Source organism: Pseudomonas sp. 2VD (assembly GCF_005503585.1).
Classification (GTDB): domain Bacteria; phylum Pseudomonadota; class Gammaproteobacteria; order Pseudomonadales; family Pseudomonadaceae; genus Pseudomonas; species Pseudomonas aeruginosa.
The window spans coordinates 1-20,654 of record NZ_SCND01000070.1; the positions used below are offsets into that span (position 1 = coordinate 1).

Below are 20,654 nucleotides of genomic sequence, written 5' to 3' on the forward strand. Positions count from 1 at the left end.
CTTCGTCGCTGTTCGCCGCGGCCTTGGGCGCCTTGGTCTGCAATGGCTGGTTGTAGAACTGGCGCAGGCCGAAGAACGCCAGCACCAGGTAGGCCAGGACCAGGGTGCCGACCTGCAGGCCGGTGAGGCTGGCGCGGTTCAGTTCGGAGAGCTGCCAGGTGCCGAAGCTGAACATGGCTTCGTACATGCGCCAGGCGACCTGCAGGTTCTCGGCGCGGAAGATCACCCAGCCGATCACCACCAGGAGGAAGGTGAACGCCCACTTCAAAGGGTTGAGCACGCGCGGCGCGGCGTTCACTCCGAGGGCCCGCTCGATCGCCAGCCACATGCCGTGCCAGGCGCCCCAGATGATGTAGGTGAAGTTGGCGCCGTGCCACAGGCCGCCGAGGAGCATGGTCAGGAACAGGTTGCGGTAGGTCTGGAAGGTGCTGCCGCGGTTGCCGCCCAGGCTGATGTAGAGGTAGTCGCGCAGCCAGGTCGACAGGCTGATGTGCCAGCGCCGCCAGAACTCGGTGATCGACTGGCTGATGTAGGGCTGGTTGAAGTTCTCCATGAAGCGGAAGCCCATCATCAGGCCGAGGCCGATGGCCATGTCGCTGTAGCCGGAGAAGTCGAAGTAGAGCTGCGCGGTGTAGGCCAGGGCGCCGAGCCAGGCGTCGCCGGTGGTCGGGTTCTGCAGGGCGAAGCAGTGGTCGGCGAGGGCGGCCAGGGTGTCGGCGATGAACACCTTCTTGACGAAGCCCTGCATGAAGCGGGTGCAGCCTTCGGCGAACTTGTCGACAGTGTGGGTGCGGTGGTTGAACTGGTCGACCAGGTCCTTGAAGCGCAGCACCGGGCCGGCGATCAGGTGCGGGAAGATCGCGACGAAGGCGGCGAAGTCGATCAGGTTGTGGGTCGCCGGGGTATCGCCGCGGTAGACGTCGATGATGTAGCTGATCGACTCGAAGGTGTAGAAGGAGATGCCGATCGGCAGCAGGATGTGGGTCAGCACGAACGGCTGCATGCCGAACGAGGTGATGATCTCGTTGAGGCTGTCGACGCCGAAGTTGGCGTACTTGAAGTAGCCGAGCACGCAGAGGTCGACCACCACGCCGAGGATCAGCCAGCGTTGCGCGGCCCTGGTGCGTACGCCGGCGGCGCCGATGCGCAGGCCGATCCAGTAGTTGAAGACGGTGACCCCGGCGAACAGCAGGAGGAAGTCCACCCGCCACCAGGCGTAGAACACGTAGCTGGCGATCAGCAGCAGCAGGTTCCGGTAACGTTCGCCGCTCAGGTAGTACAGGCCGAGAAAGACCGGCAGGAACAGGAACAGGAACACGTTTGAAGAAAAGACCATGCCGTCTCTCTCTCTAGAGCGTCAACCATTCAGGTCGGCCCTGCCTTTCCGCGCCCTGGAGCGCTCGAGGAAAGGCGGGACGACCCGCCGTTTTCCTCCCCGTGGTGTTGCCTAAGGTGTTGCGCCCGCCCGCGTCTGTCGCGCATGGGTCGGGGTGTGGCGCCTGGTGGGACGCCTGGTCGGCGAGCGGGGTAGAGGGGCGCGTGGCCCCCGGCCTGTGCGCCCGCTTCCCGCCACGCCCTCAACTTCCCCCTTCGCGGCTGAACACCCGCGTCACTTCGCCGCCGAGGCGGAAACTGTTGAACGGCTCGCGGTCCTTCTTCGCCTCGAGCATCTTCGGCTCGCAGCGGTAGAGGGCGCAGTAGGGCTCCAGCCAGGCGTACTTGTTGTCGACCTTGAGGTCGGTCATGTCCTGGTCCTCGCCGGTCTTCTCCTCGAAGGTTTCCTCGTCGTCGACCCCCTTCATCACCCGCTCGGCCAGGCGCTGCAGGGCGCCGTGGTTCTCCTGGCGCAGGTCGACGCCGTTGACCTGGGCGAACGCGGCGATCATCGCCAGCGGCGGCAGCGCATAGTTGTGGTAGGCGAGGGCGCGCTGGCGGCGCTTGAGTTCGTTGGGCAGGAAGCCCTGCTCGTCGACCTGGTTGGCGGCGACCTTGAACTCGCTCACCGCCCAGTCGAAGAGGTCGCGGCGGTTGGTCACCACCGCGGTGGACATCACCGACCAGGCCGCCCAGTAGGAATGGTTGTTGATCTTCTTCAGCGGCAGGCCGCTCCAGTCGCGGACTACCTGGGTGCCGAGCCGGGCGAACCAGTCCTCGATTTCCCGGCTCTGCTCGGCGTGGGCCGCGAGCGGCCGCGAGCTGGAGAACTTCAGGCGCATGTAGGCGCCGGAGAGGCTGCCCAGCGCCCATTTGCGCATGGACTTGCCGGTGTGGTTGAAGTCGTCGCTCTGCAGGGCGCCGGCGCGGGCCCAGGCGCTCATCCAGTTCAGTGCGCAGGCCAGGTCGCCGTCGCGGCCGCTGCGCATGTACTGGGTGACCAGCTTGGTGGCGCCGCGCTCCATGTCGGTGATGTCCTTGATCTGCGAGCGGAAGGTCTTCTCCGCCTTGACGTTGAGGGTCGCCCGCGCCGAATCGGAGCCTTCGTACTTGCTGGTGAAGACCAGGCTGCCGGTATACGGCGGCGGCACCGCGGGGCAACTGCCGGCGCTGCCCTTGCGCTCGCCGACCGCCGCGTAGTAGCCGGGCGGGGGTACCAGGTCGGCGGCCTGGCTGACCTGGCTGGCGAGCAATGCCGCGGCGAGGGCGCCGGGCAGGGCGATACGGATCAGGTGGGACGTTTTCATCGTTTACCTCCCGGCCACCGACTGGCTGGCCTTGGCGGGCGCCGCCTGGCAGATGCTGGCCTGGACCTCCAGGCCCTGGGGCATGTCCTCCGGCGCTTCGATTTCCAGGGAAAGGAACTGCTGGTCGGCCCAGTCGCTGTCGTTGCGCAGCTGGAAGACGTAGCGGCCGCCGGTATCGACGGCTTTCGACTGCTCGATCTTCAACTGCTCGCGGCGGCCGTTCATGTACCAGATGGTGTTCTTCAACTCGTGTACCGAAGGGTCGCTGTAGGTCACGTCGGCGACGTAGCTGCCGCTGCGGATCGGTAGCGCGGCGCTGTTCAGCAGCACCTCGTTGCGGCCCTGGCGCAGCTTGACCTTGCGGCTGAGCACGGTCTTCCGGCCGGAGCAGCCGTTGTCCACCAGCGGCATGGCCTGGCGGTAGAAGCTCTTCTGCGCCATGTCGTAGTGGGTGGCGAATTCCCAGATGAGGATCTTCGGCGGGTTCTTGTGGAATTCCTCGCTGGTCATGTACGCCAGCAGCGAACTGTCGAAGCCGCCGCCGGACACCGCGTTGTTGAGGATGTCGGCGCCGCTGAACTCCTCCAGGAAGCCGGCGAAGTTGTAGGCCGGGCCGCTGTTGGAGGTGCCGACCAGGGCGATCTGCGGGTTGCCGCCGTCGCCGAACAGGTCGCCGCTGTCGCTGGCGCCCACCGGCTCGGTCTCGAAGCGGTCGACGTACTGGGTGGCGTAGCTGTTGCCGCAGAGTTGCGCGGCGGCCTTGTGGAAGGTGCCGAGCTTGGACAGCAGGCCGACGCGCTTGCTTTCGAACTGCTTCTTCGGGATCTCCTCGAAGCCGGGCACCTGCTTCAGCGTCTCGGCCACGATCTTCGCGCTGCGCCGGGCGCCATGGGGAGTCCAGTGGTGGTCGCCCTTGAAGTAGTAGGCGTGCTCCTCCTTCTCGTCGAACAGCGGCGAGAAGTCCGGGGTCCAGATGCCGGCCTGGCGGAAGCGGGCGATGGTCGCCAGGTAGTTCTTCTTCGCCAGCTCGTAGTCGAAGCCGGCCTTTTCCGCCGGACTGAGCTTCTCGCGGTTCACCAGGCCGCGGGTCGGCTGGTAGACCACCACCAGCTCGATGCCCTTGCGCTTGAGTTCGTCGCGCAGTGCGCGGAGTTCGCGCCAGCCTTCGGCGCTGGTGCCGAAGTCGGTACGCAGGTCGTAGGTGGTGCGGAACAGCCAGTCGTCCTGGGCCTGCACCAGGTGGGTGAAGAAGCCCAGGTACTTGGTGTTGTAGCGCGAGTCGTCGGCGGCGGCCGGGCACAGGTTGCCGGCCGGCAGCGCCTGGTAGCTCGGCGCCGCGCCGGGGTCGGCGGCCAGGGCTGCCTGGGCCAGGCAGAGGCCGGCGGCCAGGGCGCTCAGGCGGAACAGTCGGGAAGTGCGGGTTTTCATGCGTCTGGGTCCTCAGTCCTGGAGTTCGGCCTGGCTTTCCACGGGGTCGATCAGCACCGCCTTGTCCTGGCGCACCAGCAGGTCGAGGATCTGGTCCTGCTTCTCGCCGAGAACGCCGGGCAGGCTGATGCCGGAGGATTTGGTCGGGGCGAGCATCGCCACCCGGTACAGTTCGAGGCTCAGCGGCGAATCCACCGAGAGCGGGCCGGAGCCGTTGCCGGCGAGCTTGCCGCCGACCACGATCAGCGAGACCTTGGTGTCGAACGGGTCGAGGGCGATGTTGCGGTCGGTGTTGGTGAGGTCCTTGATGTGGCCGTACACGCCGATCAGCTGGTTGCCCGCCGCGAGGTTCTCGTAGAGGCGGATGTTCACGCTGTTGCGCACGCGGATGCCGTGGCGGCGGTTGGCCAGGACCTGGTTGCCCCAGAGCAGGTTGTCGCCGCTCTCGTAGAGGGTGATGCCGTCGGAATGGTTGCGATAGACCTCGTTGTAGGCCACCAGGTTGCCCTCGCTGTTACGGTCGAGGACGATCCCGGAAAGCTTGTTCTCGTAGCTGCGGTTGTTGAAGATGAAGCTGTCGTTGACTTCCCGCGAGACGATGATGCCGTGCTTCTTCCTGGTCCCGTGGACGGTGTTGTCGGCGATGATCAGGCGGTGCGAACGGTCGTGCGGGTCGATGCCGTAGACGATGTTGTCGCGGTAGGTGTTGCCCTTCACCACCAGGTCGTCGGCCTCGTAGCAATAGAAGCCGTACCAGCTGTCGACGATGGTCGAGTCGATCACCCAGCCCTTGGGGCGCGGGCGCTTCATCTGCTTGTCCATGCCCGGGCTGTACTGCGAGATGGAGATGCCGTAGGCCTTGGAGGCGTTGTAGCCGAAGCTGGTGAAGGTGCTGTTGCTCAGGTACACCTCGGCGCCGCCCCAGGAGATCAGGAACGGACGGAACTCGTTGGGCGTCTTGAACCAGGCCGGCTCCTTCTTCGATTCGCTCCAGCCGGTGACCTTGCTGTCGCGGACGAACAGCATGCCGTCGTTGACCAGGAACGCGCCGCGCTCCTGGGACAGGCGCAGTTCCTTGACCTGCTTGTCGATGTCGAGGGTCGCGCCCTGGCTGACCACGATAGGCAGGCGGGCGACGAACACCCCCGGCTCGACCTGTTCCAGCGCGCTGGCGGGAAGCTTGCCGGCGAGCTGGGCGAGGTTCACGTAGCCGCCTTCGATGAAGATCGCCTGGGGCATCTGGCGCTGGCGCTTGACCCATTCGGCGAGGCGGTTGCTGCCACCGGTGAACTCCTTCAGCGGCTGCTGCTGGACCATCCGCTGCACGCTGGCGCGGCCACCCGGCTTGCGCACGATCTTGGCTTCCACCGCGGCGGCGGTGTAGCCGGAGAGGTCGGGCAGTTTCGGCGGGTCCAGGTGCAGCGGCTCGGCCGGCGCGGTGGTCACCGTGTAGTTGCCGGTTTCCTTCAGTCCCTGGGTCAGGCCCGGCTCGTTGCTGGCCTGCGCCGGGACCGGCTGCGGTTTCTCCACCGGTTGCGCCGCCCACGCCTGGCCGTGCAGCAGTACCGCGCCGAGCACTGCCGCGGCCAGCGGGCGCAGGCGCGGGAGCCGGCGGTGGGGGATCGAAAGGGAAATGTCGAGCATGTCCGGTTTCCTCGCGGGGCTCAGAAGCGCCAGATGAAGTCGACGAAGGCGCGGTGCATGGTCGAGTCGGTGCCCGGCCCGTAGGCATCGCCCGGCTTGAACAGGCCGCCGCGGAAGCGGATCAGCGCCGAGGGCTCGTCGACGTACTGGCTCATCGAGGCCGGCAGCAGGCCTTGCTTGAAGTACTTGGTCACCACCAGGTCGAGTTCCTGGCCGATGTCCTTCTCGCCCGGTTGCAGGGCGGCGTTGATGCCGCTGGTGCCGATGTCGGAGTCGTCGTCGACGCGCCAGAACTTGTGGTAGACCAGGCTCGCGTCGTAGTCCTCGCGCAGTTGCCAGGAGCCGAACAGGGTGGCTGCCTGGAGGTTGCTCAGTTCGCCGCGGAAGGCTTCGCCGAAGCGGTGCACGCGCGAGCGGGTGCCGGTGAAGTTGGAGCGATTGCTCTCCAGACCGGTCTGCTGGAACTGCTCCTCGCCGTCCTTGCCACCGCCGCTGCCACGGGCGTAGCCGACGCCGGCCTTCCACTGCTCGTCGATGTTCCAGCGCAGGCCGAGGTCGACGCCGAAGGCATTGACGTCGCCGCTCTGCTTGCCGGTGGCGATGCGCCGGTCGTCGACCGTGGTGGTGGTCAGGTTGTCGCGGTCGCCGGTCAGCCAGGTGGCGCTGGCCCAGTAGTTCAGCGGCATGCTCGAACGATAGTTGTAGGCATCGCCGGTAGCCTCGATGCCGAGCCAGGTGAGCTGGCCGGTATAGGTCTTGTCGAGGTTGTCGACTTCCTCGCCGGGGCGGCGCAGGTGGCCGCTGTCGTCGGCGTGGTGGATGCGCACGCCGATGCGGTGGTGCGGCGCCCACTGGGTGGAGATGTCGCCGAACACATGGGTGCGGTCCTTGTCCTCCGGAGCCAGTTCGTCGAGGTCGGTGCGGTATTCGCTGAAACGCTGGGCGACCCCGGCGTGGGCGTTGAGCAGGGTGGTCTCGAAGCTCCAGTTCAGCGCCTCGATGTTGGTGTCCTGCCACTGGCCGCTGTCTTCCCGCAGGCGCTGGCGGCCGAAGCGCAGGTGCTCGCCGGGGTAGGCGGTGAGGCCGGCGTAGTCGACCCAGAATTCGCGTGCGGCGAGGTAGCTCTTGTCCGGCTCGCGACCGTCGTTGCGGCTGTTGTTGCCGTCGTCGGTGTCCGATTGCAGGGTGTCGGTCTCGATGGTGTCGGTGGCGGCCACCGCCTGGCCCATGAAGTAGGCGCTCCAGTCGCCCCACTGGCCGAAGGCCCAGGGCCGCAGGTCGATACCGATGTCGTTGAGGGTGCCGCCGGGAGCGGTGCCGAGGTCGCGATCGTTTTCCGATTCGCCGGTGATCTTCACGTCCAGGCCGAAGTTCTTCGGCGCCTCGCCGCTGTTGGCGGCGAACGCCGGCGCGCCGAGCAGCAGGGCGATGGCCAGGGACAGGGCGCGCGGCGCGAAGGACGGCCGCGGGTTGACGGAACGGGAGCTGTTCATAGGCTTTCTGGCTCTTCTTCGTTGATCGGCGAGTCCTGGCTCTGCAGCAGGCTGACGGTGGCCTGCCAGTTGTTGCCGCGGCTCTGTTGTTCGCGCTTGAGCAATTGCTGCGCCTGGCTGCGTTCGGCCGGCGGCAGTTGCGCTTCGATCTGCCCGAGCAGGTCGCTGGCCTGCGGTACCTGCTGCTGCACGGCGAGCTGGCCGAAGACGTAGGCGTTGACCCGGTTCGGCTGGATGCCGCGGCCCTGCGACCAGAGCTGGGCCAGGGCCATGTCGGCGCTGGCCTGGCCGGCGCGGGCGGCGAGGATCAGGTGGTCGACGGCCTTCTGCGGATAGACCTTGCCGAGGAAGCCGCGGCGGTAGATCTGCCCCAGGTAGTAGTTGGCCTGGGGTTCGCTGGCGGCGGCCTTGAGCAGGTGCCGCTCGGCCTTGTGCGGGTCCTGCGGCGCCCACTTGCCGTCGTAGTAGAGGCGCCCGAGGAGCAGTTCGGCGCGTGGCTGGGCGGCGTCCTGGGCGTTCTTCAGGTAGCCGAGCATCTTTTCCAGGTCACCCTGGTCGGGATAGTCGTAGAGCAGCTTGGCCAGGCTGACCCAGGCCGCGGGGTAGCTCGGCGCGATCTCTTCCAGCAGCGCCTGGGCGGTCTGCGGGTCGGGCTGGCCGAGTTCGCCGTCGGCGAGCACCCCGGCCACCGAGTCGACCCGCTCTCCGGGCACCCGGCCGGCCTTGTAGGCGGCGCGCAGCTGTTCGAGCAGGGCCTTCTGCTTTTCCGCGTTGCCCTGCATCTGGTAGACCGTGGCCAGTTCGTACCAGCACACGTCCATGCGCCGCAGCCAGCGCTGGCAGACCTGCTCGATCTCGCCCAGGTGCTGGGCGTAGGTGCCCTGGGTGCGGTAGAGGATGATCTGCGCCAGGTCGGCCTGCGGCAGTCCGCGCGCGCGCCACTGGTCGATGCGCTGCTGCGGGTCGATTTCCGGCCAGGACTGCGGGTATTGCAGGTAGAGCACGATGAGCGGCACCAGGGCACTGTCCTCGCCCTGTTCGAAGGCCTGGCTGAGCAGGCGCTCGGCCTCGCGGTGCTCGGCGTCGCTGGCGCCGGGCTTGGCAGCCAGCCACTTGCCAAGGCGCGCGCGGGCCCGCGGCGAGGTCTGCGCGGCCTCGCGGTAGAGCTTTTCGGCCTTGGCCTGCTGGGCGCTGTCGCCGCTGGCGACCTGCATGTCGGCGAGGCCGACCTGGGCGTCGGCGTAACCCATCGCGGCCAGGGCCTGGTAGTTGCTCTGGGCGGTGGCGAGGTCGCCGCGCTCCAGGGCCTCCTGGGCCAGGCGCTGGTCGGGCAGCCCGGCGCAGCCGGCGGCCAGGGCGATGGCCGAGGCCAGCAGCAGGTGCCGGGACGCCAGGGGCAGGGGAGGGAGGATGGGCATCTTCATGGTCGGGTACCGGTCAGCGAGCGGTGGCCAGGGTCACGGCCTTGTTCAGCAGGGTGCGGCCGGGCAGGCCGCCGATGCTGACCTCGGCCGGGCGGCCGGCGTACTGGGCGTCGAGCGGCTGGTCGGGCTGGATCTGCACGCGGATTTCCGAGGACAGGTCGCCGTCCACCGGCGCGGTGTTGACGATGCGGCCGCTGCGGTTGACGCCGTCGCCGGCGACCTGGAAGTTCACCCGGGTGCCCGGCGCCAGCTCGGCGGCGTTGCGGTAGGGGAAGCGCGCCTCGATGCTGGCCACGCTGTCGCGCGGCGCGAGGGTGAAGATCACCTGGCCCTTGTTGGCGTATTGCCCGTCGGCTACCAGTTGCTGGACCACGCGGCAGTCGCAGGGGCTGGTCAGGGTCCCTTTCATCTGGTGGCCGAAGAGCTTCTCGATGTTGCCCGGGTTGAGCTGCTCCTCGGTCAGGTTGCCCTTGAGCATGTCCAGCAGGTTGGCCGAGAAGGTGGCGATCGGCGCGCCTTTGGCGACTTCCGCGTTGGGCCCGAGAAGGCTCTGCACGGTGCCCTCGCGGGGCATGGTGATCTGCTGGTTGGGGACGCTGACCACGCCGGAATCGGCATGGGTGACGAAGTACAGGTTGTACATCTGGTTGAGGATGAAGGCGAAGGCGCCGACTCCGACGACGAAGATCGCGGTGCTCAGGGTCACCGCCCGGACCCGGCCGAAGAAACCCATCCCGCCGTTGCCGCCGCCCTGCTTGCGGGCCTTGGTGAAGTTCTCGCGCTGGAGGGTATTGAGCATGTCGCCGACGCCGATCACCTCGCCGGCCAGGTAGGAGGTGATCAGGTAGCGCAGGGCCGCCACCTCGCGCGGCTTGAGGTTCTGGAACTCGCAGCCGACCCGGCGGCTGGCGGGGTCCACCGAGCGCACCTGGAACTCCACTTCGAGGGAAAAGCTGATGCTGTCGACCTGGAACAGCAGCTTGCCCTTGTACAGGTCGCCGGGCTGGATCGGCGCGCCGCTCGCGGTGAAGGCGAAGCCGCCGGCGGAGAGATCCAGCAGGCGTGCGTCGACGCCTTCGCGGTTGGCGCCGATGTAGCGGATGCGCGCCGGCAGCTTGACCCGGGCGAACTGGCGCTGGGCTTCGGATTCGTGCACGACGTTGACGTTGACGGCTGTATTCATGGTGTCGGGTCCTGTTCGGTCCAATCTGGGTCGATTTGCGCGCGGGCCGCGGCCCTGGCGTTGTCCGTAGTCGATTCGGTGGTCATACGATGGTCAGCAGCACGGCGACGAAGATGCTGGCGGCAGAGAAGGTCATGGCCCGCGACGACCAGGCGTTGAACCAGCGCTGGAAGCTGGCCAGGCCGCGCTCCAGCTTGGTCGGCTGGCGGGTCCAGGACTGCCGGTCGAGGCGGAAGAACACGTAGATCTTCACCAGCGCGCCGACGATCTGGTTGTAATAGAGGATCAGCGGATAGGCCGGGCCGATGCGGTGCCCGGAGAGCGAGAGGAGCAGGGTCAGCACCAGGCGGGTGAGGCCGATCCAGAGCAGGTACACCAGCAGGAAGGCGATGCTGTACTTGAGGCTGGCGAGGATCGCCACCACCAGGCCGAGCAGGCTGGTCCACATCGAGACGCGCTGGTCGAACAGCACCAGCATGGTGAACCAGCCCAGGCGCCGCGCGCCGAGCTTGAGCGCGCGCGAGTTCTGCCGCAGGTTGTTGCCGTACCAGCGGTACATCAGCTTGCGGCTGGCCTTGATGAAGCTCTTCTCCGGCGGGTGCTCTACCGTGTTGATCGCCGCGTCGGGCACGTAGAAGGTGTCGTAGCCCAGGCGCATCAGGCTGAACCAGCTGGACTTGTCGTCACCGGTGAGGAACTTGAAGCGACCCAGGCGCCAGTGCTCCAGGTGGTCGTTCTCGACGTCGGTGATGAACTCGGGGTTGGTCACCACCCGGGCGCGGAACACCGACATCCGTCCGGTCATGGTCAGCACGCGCTTGGACAGGGCCATCGAGCACATGTTGATGTGGCGCTGGGCGAAGCGCAGCTTGTGCCACTCGCTCATCACGTAGCCGCCCTGCACTTCGCAGAATTCATTGGTGGTGAGGCCGCCGACGTTGGGGAAGAGCTTGAACCAGGGCACGGTCTTCTTCACCACGCCGTGGTCGAGCACGGTGTCGCCGTCGATCACCGCGACCACCGCGTCGTCGTCCGGCAGGTGCCGGGAAATCGCGCGGAAGCCATAGGCCAGGCCGTCGCGCTTGCCGGTGCCGGGAATCCGCACGAAGTCGAGGCTGACCCGGTCCGGCGGGTTCATCTTCTCCCACAGAGAACGGACCAGGACCTCGTCGGACATCTCGACGATGGAGCAGACCACGGTGGTCGGGTAGCCGCTGTCGATGGCTTCGCGGATCACCGAGCGATAGACCATGGCAGTGGTCAGGGCGTCGATGCGGAAACTGGTGACCATCAGGAACACGTGCGACGGGTCGGCCGCGCTGCCCAACTGGCGCACGCGCCGGCGGTAGTACGGGTAGACCACGTGGAGGAACAGCATGCCGCGCAGGAAGTGCACGCCGCCCATGGAGTAGCGCCAGATGCCGACGGCGCCGATAAGCAGGATGAAATCCTTGGAGTCGGCGTCGAACACGGTCTTCGGCACTGCCAGCGCGAGCACCATCAGCAGGCTGAGGAACACCAGCCAGCCGGTGGCTTCGGCGAGGCCACGTTTGTAAGTTTCCATCATCAGTTCCATCGGGCTGGGGACCTTGGCCTCGACGCCGGCGTGCGCTTGTTGTTGTTATGGCGCACGCCGCGGAGACGGCCTTCGGTCCGAGGGCGATAAAGAGGTTCTTTACCGGCTCACGGGGCCAGGGGGCGGCCCGCTACCAGCAGATGCCCTCGGCCTGGGCAGTGGTGGTGTGCGGCATGAAGCCCACCAGGTCGACCAGCTTCTTGCCGCTCGGGGTCTTGTTCACCAGGTCGACGAACAGCTCGTCGCCATTGCCCAGCACCAGCACATCGGAACTCGCCACCACTTCGTCGAGGTCGGAGACCAGCAGTGAGGAGACGTGCGGGATCTTCGACTCGATGTATTCCTTGTTGGCCCCGTGGACACGCGCGTATTCGACGTTGCGGTCGAAGATGCGCAACTCGTAGCCCTTGCCGATGAGCATCTCGGCCAGCTCCACCAGCGGGCTTTCGCGCAAATCGTCGGTGCCGGCCTTGAACGACAGGCCGAGCAGGCCGACCTTGCGGGTGTCGTGGCTGGTGATGAGATCGAAGGCCTTCTGCACCTGGTTGGAGTTGCTGCGCATCAACGAACCGAGCATCGGGTGCTCGACGTCCAGCTGGCTGGCGCGATAGGTGAGGGCGCGTACATCCTTGGGCAGGCAGGAGCCGCCGAAGGCGAAGCCGGGACGCATGTAGTAGCGCGACAGGTTGAGCTTGTGGTCCTGGCAGATCACGTCCATCACCTCGCGGCCGTCGACGCCGACCGCCTTGGCGATGTTGCCGATCTCGTTGGCGAAGGTGACCTTGGCGGCGTGCCAGACGTTGCAGGTGTACTTGATCATCTCGGCGACCTCGACGGTCTTGCGGATGATCGGCGCGTCCAGCTCGCGGTAGATTTCCTCGAGAAGGTCGCCGGTCTGCTTGTCCAGTTCGCCGATCACGGTCATCGGCGGGAAGTCGTAGTCCTTGATCGCGGTGCTCTCGCGGAGGAATTCGGGGTTGGTGCCGACGCCGAAGTCGACCCCGGCCTTCTTGCCCGAGCAGTCCTCGATCAGCGGGATCACCACGTTGTTGACGGTGCCCGGCAGTACGGTGCTGCGCACCACCACGGTGTGGCGTTCGGACTTCTCGCGGATGGCGAAGCCGATCTCGCGGCAGACGGTCTCGATGTAGCCCAGGTCCAGGTCGCCGTTCTTCTTGCTCGGCGTGCCGACGCAGATGAACGATACGTCGGAGTCCAGCACGGCCTTCTTGAAGTCGGTGGTGCCCGACAGCCGTCCGGTCTGCCGGCCTTGCTGCAACAACGCTTCCAGGCCCGGTTCGACGATGGGCGACTTGCCCTGGTTGATCAGGTCGATCTTGGTGCTGGAGACATCCACACCAATGACTTCATGACCGCGTGCCGACAGGCAGCCAGCACATACTGCACCGACATAGCCCAAACCAAAGATGCTGATTCGCATCGCATTCACCTCGATTGTTTGTCGCGCCGTTAATGAGGTGGCCGTATGGCCACTTCCCTATCTGGCGAGCCGTTACTACGAGCCCCGATCCAGAGCCCTTGATCCGCCTTCAGGCAGTTTCGAATAGAGTGCTTAGTTGTTCGGCACTCTAATAGGGCAAGTTATAAGTTCATGCCCTTTAATGTTTCAGGTGGGTTTCAATAACGGTGCATAACCCGACCTTGGATGCTTCGTTTTAGTTCGGTCCATAGAATTCAAGTTTCTAAAGACCTTTAATTTCAACAGGTTGAGTTTGTCCCTCGGAGCGGGGTCCGATTATTCGAGACGGTTTCAAGTTGCTCTGCCCATAACTATCGATAGGCATCGCGGTGATAGGATGTTTTCTCTGCGAGGGAAGTTCCGGCCGTTTGTCCCGCTCGCGAAATATTTGGAAATATCCGTTTGATATCACTTGATACCAACTTGATGGCCTTTCCGTTAAATGCCTGCCAATGGCCACTAGTTGCAGAATGCATGGCGCCTGAAAGTTCCGCGTCACCGGAATGAAACAGAAGCCGCTTTTACCGCCTTAAGCAAACCTTAAGGATTCCTTAATCTTCGACCCATGCACTTTGCAATCGTAATTTGCATGTGATGGCGGGAGGCTGGTAATGGCCAATGGATTACGCCGGAGATGGCATTTCCGCCTCGAATTGGGAAAAAGCAGGTGGGCTGGGTGTGAAAAAATGTGATGCAGTTCCGCATGACTTGCAGACGAACGGTTGAGTAGGCCTATTCGCCACAAGGGCTTTTCCGGGGAGAAAGACGGCGCAGCAGAGCCTCGGAGGGACGAACGCTCCAGCGCCAGGAGGCGTCGGCGTGCCGAAAGAGGAGCGGCCCGCCAGGGCGGCGGGCCGGGGGAGGTCAGTCTTGCGGGGCGTCCCTGAGGAATACCAGCTGATCCGGGCCGGACTGCTCGGCGCTGAAGTAATAGCCGTGGGCGTTGAAGTCCTTCAGCCCGGCCGGGTCGCGCAGGCGCTCGCGGATCACGTAGCGAGCCATCATGCCGCGAGCCTTCTTGGCGTAGAAGCTGATGATCTTGTACTGGCCGTTCTTCAGGTCCTTGAACTCGGTGTCGATGACCCGCGCTTGCAGCGCCTTGCGCTTCACCGCGCCGAAGTACTCGTTGGAAGCCAGGTTGAGCAGCACATCGTCGCCCTGGGCGGCCAGCGCTTCGTTCAGCCACTGGGTGATACGCTCGCCCCAGAAGGCGTAGAGATCCTTGCCACGGGCGTTGGCCAGGCGGGTGCCCATTTCCAGTCGATAGGGCTGCATGAGGTCGAGCGGGCGCAGCACGCCGTAGAGACCGGAGAGCATGCGCAGGTGATCCTGGGCGAAGGCGAAATCGTCCTCGCCGAAGTCTTCCGCGTTGAGGCCGGTGTAGACATCGCCCTTGAAGGCGAGCAACGCCTGCTTGGCGTTCTCCGGGGTGAACTCCGGATGCCAGCTGGCGTAGCGAGCGGCATTCAGGCCGGCGAGCTTGTCGGAAAGCTTCATCAGTTCGCTGATCTGCAGCGGCGTGAGCTGGCGCAGTTGCTGGATCAGTTCCTGGGCGTGGTCCAGGTATTGCGGCTGGGTGAAGCGGTGGGTGACCGGCGGGGTCTCGTAGTCCAGGGTCTTGGCGGGGGAAATCACCATCAGCATCGTTCAGGCTCCTCGAATCGTCGGGCGATTGTAGGGGCTGGAGACGTCCGGCTCCACCTATGCGGTCGATAGGGAAAGGCGCCGCCGACCGAACGGCGCCGAGGTATCAGGCCTGGACGGGAGCGAGGTGCGCGGCGACGCTGCCCCGGGCGGCGAACACCACCAGGTGGTCGGCGGCGACGCGGATACCGACGTCATCGCCCGGCTGGTGGTCGGCATGGCTGGGGAAGATCGATTCCAGCTGGGTACCGGTGGGCAATTGCAGGCGGTACAGGGTGGCGGCGCCGAGGAAGGTCTTGCCGACGATCCGCGCCTTCAGCTCGCCCTGCGGCGCGTGCACCAGGTCGTCCGGGCGCAGCAGGACGTCTACCGCGCTGCCGGAAGGCAGGCTGTAGGCGCGATTGCCGCGGATCACGCCGAGTTCGGTCTGCACCGTATCGGGGCTGAGCAACTGGCCGCGAATGAAGTAGCCCTGGCCGACGAAGCTGGCGACGAAGGGCGTCAGCGGCTCGTGGTAGAGGTTGTAGGGGGTGTCCCACTGTTCCAGGTGACCTTCCTTGAACACGCCGATGTGGTCGCAGACGGCGAAGGCTTCTTCCTGGTCGTGGGTCACCAGGATCGCGCTGGTGCCGCGTGCCTTGAGGATCTCGCGAACCTCCTGGCTGAGGCTGCGGCGCAGTTCCACGTCGAGGTTGGAGAAGGGTTCGTCGAGCAGCAGCAACAGCGGTTCGGGCGCCAGCGCGCGGGCCAGGGCCACCCGTTGTTGCTGGCCGCCGGAGAGTTCGTGGGGGTGGCGCGCGGCGAGGTGGTCGAGCTTGACCAGCTCCAGAAGCTCGCGCACCAGGCGCTCGCGTTGTGGATGCTTGCGGATGCCGAAGCCGACATTGTCGGCCACGCTGAGATGGGGGAACAGCGCGTAGTCCTGGAACACCATGCCGATCCGGCGTTTCTCCGGCGCCAGGGTGAAGCCGGGACGCGAGATGACTTCGCCGCCCAGCTCGATCTGCCCGGCCAGCACCGGCTCGAAGCCGGCGATGGCGCGCAGGGTGGTGGTCTTGCCGCATCCCGAAGGACCCAGCAGGCAGCCGATGTCTCCGGCATTGAGGTGCAGGTCGAGGTCCTGCACCACTTTCTGCGAGGCGTAGCCGCAGGCGAGATCTTTCAGGTTCAGCAGCAGGTCGTGGCTCATGGGCTCAGGCGTAATGGGCGTGTTCGATCAGCAATTCGAGGAGGGCCTTCTGCGCGTGCAGACGGTTCTCTGCCTGGTCCCAGGCTACCGAGCGCGGGTCGTCCAGCAACTCTTCGCTGATTTCCTCGCCGCGGTGGGCCGGCAGGCAGTGCATGAATAGTACATCGTCGGCGGCCCCATCGAGCAACGCGGCGTTCACCTGGTAGGGACGGAACAGGGCGATGCGCGCGGCGGCTTCGTCTTCCTGGCCCATCGAGGCCCACACGTCGGTGCTCACCAGGTGCGCGCCGGCCACCGCCTCGCGCGGGTCGCGGACGACGCGCAGGCGGTCGCCGGCAAGGGCGACGAACTCGGCCTTCGGCTCGTAGCCCTCGGGGCAGGCCACGCGCAACTGGAAGTCGAACTTCAGCGCCGCTTCTATATAGCTGTTGCACATGTTGTTGCCGTCGCCGATCCAGGCCACGGTCTTGCCCTGGATGCTGCCGCGGTGCTCGTGGAAGGTCTGCATGTCGGCGAGCAACTGGCAGGGGTGCAGGTCGTCGGACAGGCCGTTGATCACCGGCACCTTCGAGTGCGCGGCGAATTCCGTCAGGGTGGCGTGGGCGAAGGTGCGGATCATCACGCCGTCGAGCATCCGCGACATGACCCGGGCGCTGTCGCCGATCGGCTCGCCGCGGCCGAGCTGGGTGTCGCGCGGGGAGAGGAAGATCGCCTGGCCGCCGAGCTGGATCATCCCGGCTTCGAAGGACAGGCGGGTACGGGTCGAAGCCTTCTCGAAGACCATGCCCAGGACCCGGCTCTTCAGCGGCTCGTAGAGCACGCCTCGGTTGCGCAGGTCCTTCAGCTCGCTGCCGCGGCGGATCAGACCGATCAGCTCTTCGGGGCTGTAATCCATAAACGAGAGAAAGTGCCGTACGCTCATCGCTGACTACCTTTTATTTTTACTGCTGGCCGAGGCACTGGCCGGCTTTCGCGAGAGAAAACGGGACTGGACCTGCGGCGGGACCGCAACGTGCGGGAAAATAGGGGAAGGCGCGATCTTATAAGGAAATGTCGCGGAAACACAAGGAGGGGCTTGGAAGGCGCGGGTTACGGGGTTTTTCCCCGGGTCTTCGCGGTTGTCCCGCCGCCAAAGTCCCGCCTCGTCGATCTATCGGTTGGGCGGGGCGACGCTTTATGCTGTGCGCGCCCGAATGCCTTCATGGAGGAGGCGGGTTTCGGACCAGGGAGGTCGAACATGCACACGGGAGAAACACTCGCCGCCGCGCCGCCGGCACGGCCATTGCGCCAATCGCGGCTGGGCGGCCTGTCGCTGTTCCTCGCCCTGGCCGGGGTCGCCATCGCGCTGGCGGTGATGGCGCTGGCGCTCGGCGAGCGGATCGACCTCAGCGACGAGAACCATCTGCTCGGCCTGTTCGCCGCCTTGCTGGCGGTCTTCGCGGTATCGACCTGCGGCCTGGTGCTGGGCCTGGCCGGCCTGCTCAGGCGCAGCCGCAAGCGTCACCTGGCCCTGGCCGGCATCGTCCTCAACCTGTCGTGCCTGCTCTGGGGCTGGCATGCGCTGAGCACGGCGGCGGCCGCGATCCTGGTGGTCCTGGGGCAAACCGGGTTGTCGTTCCTCAGCGCCCTGGCGGTGCTGTTCGGCATGATCTTCTTCCGCCAGGCCTGACCCGTTCCGCGACTGTGCGCCGGCAGCCTGGGCGCCCGCCGTTCGGCCGCTCGTTCATCGGATTGCCGGATTGCGGCCATTCGTCGCGGATTTGCAGGGGGAGGGGCTCAGCCGGGGAAGGAGGGCGCGAGAGGAGCAAAAGGTGAGCCCCGGAGGTGCGGATCTCCGGGGCTCGTGCGGCACGGTGGTGCGGGCACCGGGTCGCGATCAGCGCTGGAAGGGATAGTACAGCGCTGGATGGACAGTATAGCGCTATGCATTTCGCATGAATCCTTTAGTTAGGTCTTTTTCTCATATTTGCAGCGGTTTCGTGACCGAGGGCAATGAAGTGGCTTTTTCCCCTTGCCGCCCGCCGGAACCCATCCAACGGACGGCATGCCCTCGTAACCGAAGTCAGAAACGCCAGTCGACGGCCAGTCCGACGCCATGGTCCTTCTCGCGGCTGCCCAGCAGGCCGTTGTAGCCCAGCCGCACGCTCACTTCGCGATTCACCGCAAGGCTGGCGTCGACGCCGAGCAGCGCGGCGTCGCGGGACAGGGCCACGCTTTCCACGCTGAATGGCTGGCTGCCGCTGGCGAACGCCAGGTGGCGTTGCGGGGTGGTGTCGCTCAGATTGTGGCGCCAGCCGAGGGTGCCGGAGAGCGCCAGGCGGCGTTCGGCATCCAGCTCGAAATGCCGTTTCGCGCGCAGGCCCAGGGTGGTGAAGGCGGCGTCCAGGTTGTCGTCGCCACCCTCCAGGGCCGCGGCGCTACCGCGTTCGCGGAAGTCATCGCTGGCGACGTGCACGTAGGCCAGCCCGGCGAAGGGTTCCAGCTCCAGGCTGCGCCAGCCCAGCGCGTAGGCGGCCTCGGCGAACAACTGGCTGCTCTGTGCGTCGAGCTTGGCCTTCTGCTTGCCGGCCACGGCGCCGTATTGCAGGTCGCGCTTGACCTCGGCGCGGTGCCAGGCGTGCGCCGCGCCGAGGCTCAGGCGCCATTGCTGCAATTGCCGGCCGAGGTAGGCGCCGAGGTGGTAGCTGTCGATGCTGGCGGAGGATTGCAGGCTGCTGTCCATGTTCAGCGAGCTGTTGCTGTAGCCGGCCACCAGGCCGAGGCGCGTGTCGCTGGCGACCTGGCTGTCGACGCCGAGCAGGAAGCCGCCGACCGAATGCCGGTAGCCTTCGCTGCCGTGGCTGCCATCGGCGCTCTTGCCCCAGGAGCCGAGCGCCTTGAACCAGCCTTCGGGAGCCTCCCCGCCGGCCTCGCCGTCGCTGGTCTGGCGCAGGCGTTCGCCGACGCTGTCGCGCAGATAGCGGCTGTCGTTGAGCAACAGGCCGGCGAGCGCCGGGTAGATTTCCCCGGACAATTGCTGGAAGGCCCGTTGGGCGGTTGCGGCGTTTTCCGACAGGAGCAGGCTTTCGTAGACCGGGTTGCCGGCGCCGAGCGCTTCCACGGCACCAGCGACCGCCGCCTGGTTGGGCGTCTGCGCGACGCTGGCGAGGGCCGTGCCGTTGCGTCCGATATCCAGGCGGATGGCGTTGGCCGCGTAGTCCAGGGTGCCGCCGAGGAACAGGTAGTTCGGCAATACCGCGTCGAAGCGCCCGTCGATGCCGCCGGCGGCGTCGAGGATGTCGTAGCGGCGGCCGACCAGGCTCTCGACTTGGGACTGGCTGAGCAGGTCGGGGCTGTTTTCCATGGCCAGGGTGACATTGCCGCCCGCGAGGCTCGCCTTGCCGCTGGCGACGATCCGGTCGCTGGCGCTTTCCGAAAGCTCCACCGCGTAGGTCGAGCCGGATTCGAAGCGCAGGTCCCCGGCGACCTCCAGGGTGCCGATGGAGTTGCCCGCGGCCACCGTGCCGCCGGAGCGCGCCAGCAGGCCGCCGATCCTGCCGCTGCCGCCGAGGGTGCCGCCGGCATTGACTTCGACGGCGGACAGCAGCGAACCGTCGACGCTGAGCAGCCCGCCATCGACCAGGGTCGGCCCGCGATAGGTGCTGTCGCCGCTCAGGACCAGGCTGCCGGCACCGGCCTTGACCAGGCTGCCCTGGTACTGGCGCTGGGCGGCGGCCTGGTCGCGGGCCATGCCGATGGCATAGTCGGTGCGTTCCTGCTGGCTGGCACCGGCCGGCAAGCCGTTTTCCCAGCCCTTGTCCTTCAGCGTCCGCTGCCAGGCCGCGTGCTCGGCGGCGTCCTCGGCCTGGCGCTGGAGCAGGGCGCTATCGGAAATCGGGTTGCTCCATTCGTCGCGCAGGCCGGCCGGAAGGTTGGCCTCGAAGCGGCCGAGCAATTGTCCAGGCCCATGCATCGCCCGACCGAGATCCGGCACGCCCCAGCCGACGGTGTCGGTGGGGGCGCCGGTCGGCGTGCCGTCGAGCTGGGTGGCGGTGGTCAGCAGAACCTGCAGCGCCTGCTCGTTGTTCAGGTACGGATAGCGCTGCATGACCAGGGCCAGCGCGCCGGTGGCGTGGGGCGCGGCCATCGAGGTACCGGACTTGTTGGCATAGCCGCCGTCGGGCATGGTGCTGTTGATCAGGCGGCCGGGCGTGGTGATGCACCAGTACTTGGCGATGCCGCAGCGGTTGTAGCGCTGGCCGTTCTGCTGGTCGAGGCCGGACACGGCCAGCCAGTGGCCTTCCAGGTCCGGCTGGAAGTAGGGCAGGGCGGAGCGCACGCTGGCGTTGGCGTAGCCGCTGTTGCCGGCGCTGAAGACGTTGATCACGCCCTGGCGGGAGACGCCGGCGGCGGCGTCCAGCCAGGTGGAGCGCCCGTAGTGCTGGGCATAGGCGGCGTGCAGGCCGTCGAGGGTCTCGTAGCTGACGTCCTTGGGCTGGCTGCCCCAACTGTTGTTGATCGCCCGCACCCCGGCGTCGGCCAGCGCCTGGTAGGCGGCCTTGAAATAGTTCGGGTCGGGCGTCGGGCCGAACAGGAAGCTGTCGTTCTGGTTGGTGTTGGCGACGTACACCTGTGCCGCGTAGGCCACCCCGTGCATGCCGACGCCGTCGCGCGAGGCACCGAGGGTGCCGCCGACGTGGGTGCCGTGGGAGTCGTTGTTGCCGTTCATCGCGCCGCTGACGCTGAACGGCGTGCCGTCGACATAGGTGCCGCTGGCCGTCACCGGCTGGTAGCGCGAGGCGGGGGTATCCGGATGGCTCGGGTCGAAACCGGAGTCCATCTCGCCGATCTTCACGTCCTGGCCGTCGATGCCGGCGGCATAGGCCTGGTCGGCCCGCATCCGTTCCAGGCCCCAGTCCTGCTGGTATTCGGC

At 66.4% G+C, this 20,654-nt stretch carries 14 protein-coding genes; 1 reads left to right on the forward strand and 13 read right to left on the reverse strand.

Features of this window, described 5'->3' with window-relative positions; all coding sequences use genetic code 11:
- From FFS27_RS10685 to argF, 12 genes are all read right to left on the reverse strand, one after another.
- Nucleotides 1-1,336, reverse strand: a 1,336-nt coding sequence (locus FFS27_RS10685; RefSeq protein WP_137951999.1) for an MBOAT family O-acyltransferase, incomplete at its 3' end; no start/stop codon positions are given.
- Nucleotides 1,337-1,577: 241 nt separating this feature from the next.
- A complete protein-coding gene (gene algL, locus FFS27_RS10695; protein ID WP_003092108.1) occupies nt 1,578-2,681 on the reverse strand; it encodes an alginate biosynthesis protein AlgL in 1,104 nt (367 codons plus the stop codon).
- Between the two features lie 3 nt (nt 2,682-2,684).
- Nucleotides 2,685-4,109 carry an alginate biosynthesis protein AlgX gene (gene algX, locus FFS27_RS10700; protein ID WP_003092107.1) on the reverse strand — a complete coding sequence of 475 codons (1,425 nt, stop codon included), beginning with the start codon at nt 4,107-4,109 and terminating at the stop codon, nt 2,685-2,687.
- A 12-nt stretch (nt 4,110-4,121) separates the two neighbouring features.
- The gene (gene algG, locus FFS27_RS10705; protein WP_058133417.1) at nt 4,122-5,753 is read right to left on the reverse strand and encodes a mannuronan 5-epimerase AlgG; all 1,632 of its coding nucleotides are present in this window, start codon (nt 5,751-5,753) and stop codon (nt 4,122-4,124) included.
- A gap of 20 nt (nt 5,754-5,773) precedes the next feature.
- Complete coding sequence (algE, locus tag FFS27_RS10710) at nt 5,774-7,246, reverse strand: outer membrane porin AlgE (protein ID WP_003092105.1); 1,473 nt, start codon at nt 7,244-7,246, stop codon at nt 5,774-5,776.
- On the reverse strand, nt 7,243-8,670 hold the full coding sequence (gene algK / locus FFS27_RS10715) for an alginate biosynthesis TPR repeat lipoprotein AlgK (protein WP_023100876.1): 1,428 nt from the start codon (nt 8,668-8,670) through the stop codon (nt 7,243-7,245). Before algK ends, algE begins: the two co-directional genes overlap by 4 nt.
- A 13-nt stretch (nt 8,671-8,683) precedes the next feature.
- The gene (alg44, locus tag FFS27_RS10720) at nt 8,684-9,853 is read right to left on the reverse strand and encodes an alginate biosynthesis protein Alg44 (protein WP_003092101.1); all 1,170 of its coding nucleotides are present in this window, start codon (nt 9,851-9,853) and stop codon (nt 8,684-8,686) included.
- Between the two features lie 82 nt (nt 9,854-9,935).
- Complete coding sequence (alg8, locus tag FFS27_RS10725; RefSeq protein WP_003119545.1) at nt 9,936-11,420, reverse strand: mannuronan synthase; 1,485 nt, start codon at nt 11,418-11,420, stop codon at nt 9,936-9,938.
- A gap of 139 nt (nt 11,421-11,559) precedes the next feature.
- Nucleotides 11,560-12,870, reverse strand: a complete 1,311-nt coding sequence (algD, locus tag FFS27_RS10730) for a GDP-mannose 6-dehydrogenase (protein WP_003110461.1) — start codon at nt 12,868-12,870, stop codon at nt 11,560-11,562.
- 903 nt (nt 12,871-13,773) lie between these two features.
- On the reverse strand, nt 13,774-14,553 hold the full coding sequence (gene yaaA, locus FFS27_RS10735) for a peroxide stress protein YaaA (RefSeq protein ID WP_021265141.1): 780 nt from the start codon (nt 14,551-14,553) through the stop codon (nt 13,774-13,776).
- A gap of 106 nt (nt 14,554-14,659) precedes the next feature.
- Entirely contained in the window at nt 14,660-15,742 is a 1,083-nt protein-coding gene (locus tag FFS27_RS10740; protein ID WP_003092092.1) for an ABC transporter ATP-binding protein, read from the reverse strand.
- 4 nt (nt 15,743-15,746) lie between these two features.
- Nucleotides 15,747-16,664: an ornithine carbamoyltransferase gene (gene argF / locus FFS27_RS10745; RefSeq protein ID WP_003092090.1), complete on the reverse strand. Its 918-nt coding sequence runs from the start codon at nt 16,662-16,664 to the stop codon at nt 15,747-15,749.
- A 315-nt stretch (nt 16,665-16,979) separates the two neighbouring features.
- On the opposite strand from argF, the gene FFS27_RS10750 reads away from it, so the two are divergent.
- Complete coding sequence (locus FFS27_RS10750; protein ID WP_009313597.1) at nt 16,980-17,411, forward strand: hypothetical protein; 432 nt, start codon at nt 16,980-16,982, stop codon at nt 17,409-17,411.
- A 393-nt stretch (nt 17,412-17,804) separates the two neighbouring features.
- Here FFS27_RS10750 and eprS read toward each other — a convergent pair.
- Nucleotides 17,805-20,654: autotransporter serine peptidase EprS (gene eprS, locus FFS27_RS10755; RefSeq protein WP_137952000.1), on the reverse strand; the 2,850-nt coding region annotated here is incomplete at its 5' end.

Bases quoted from the DNA above. Each gene is read 5' to 3' on its own strand.
- algL (WP_003092108.1), bottom strand. From the start codon at position 2,681: ATGAAAACGTCCCACCTGATCCGTATCGCCCTGCCCGGCGCCCTCGCC.
- algX (WP_003092107.1), bottom strand. From the start codon at position 4,109: ATGAAAACCCGCACTTCCCGACTGTTCCGCCTGAGCGCCCTGGCCGCC.
- algG (WP_058133417.1), bottom strand. From the start codon at position 5,753: ATGCTCGACATTTCCCTTTCGATCCCCCACCGCCGGCTCCCGCGCCTG.
- algE (WP_003092105.1), bottom strand. From the start codon at position 7,246: ATGAACAGCTCCCGTTCCGTCAACCCGCGGCCGTCCTTCGCGCCGCGC.
- algK (WP_023100876.1), bottom strand. From the start codon at position 8,670: ATGAAGATGCCCATCCTCCCTCCCCTGCCCCTGGCGTCCCGGCACCTG.
- alg44 (WP_003092101.1), bottom strand. From the start codon at position 9,853: ATGAATACAGCCGTCAACGTCAACGTCGTGCACGAATCCGAAGCCCAG.
- alg8 (WP_003119545.1), bottom strand. From the start codon at position 11,420: ATGATGGAAACTTACAAACGTGGCCTCGCCGAAGCCACCGGCTGGCTG.
- algD (WP_003110461.1), bottom strand. From the start codon at position 12,870: ATGCGAATCAGCATCTTTGGTTTGGGCTATGTCGGTGCAGTATGTGCT.
- yaaA (WP_021265141.1), bottom strand. From the start codon at position 14,553: ATGCTGATGGTGATTTCCCCCGCCAAGACCCTGGACTACGAGACCCCG.
- FFS27_RS10740 (WP_003092092.1), bottom strand. From the start codon at position 15,742: ATGAGCCACGACCTGCTGCTGAACCTGAAAGATCTCGCCTGCGGCTAC.
- argF (WP_003092090.1), bottom strand. From the start codon at position 16,664: ATGAGCGTACGGCACTTTCTCTCGTTTATGGATTACAGCCCCGAAGAG.
- FFS27_RS10750 (WP_009313597.1), top strand. From the start codon at position 16,980: ATGCACACGGGAGAAACACTCGCCGCCGCGCCGCCGGCACGGCCATTG.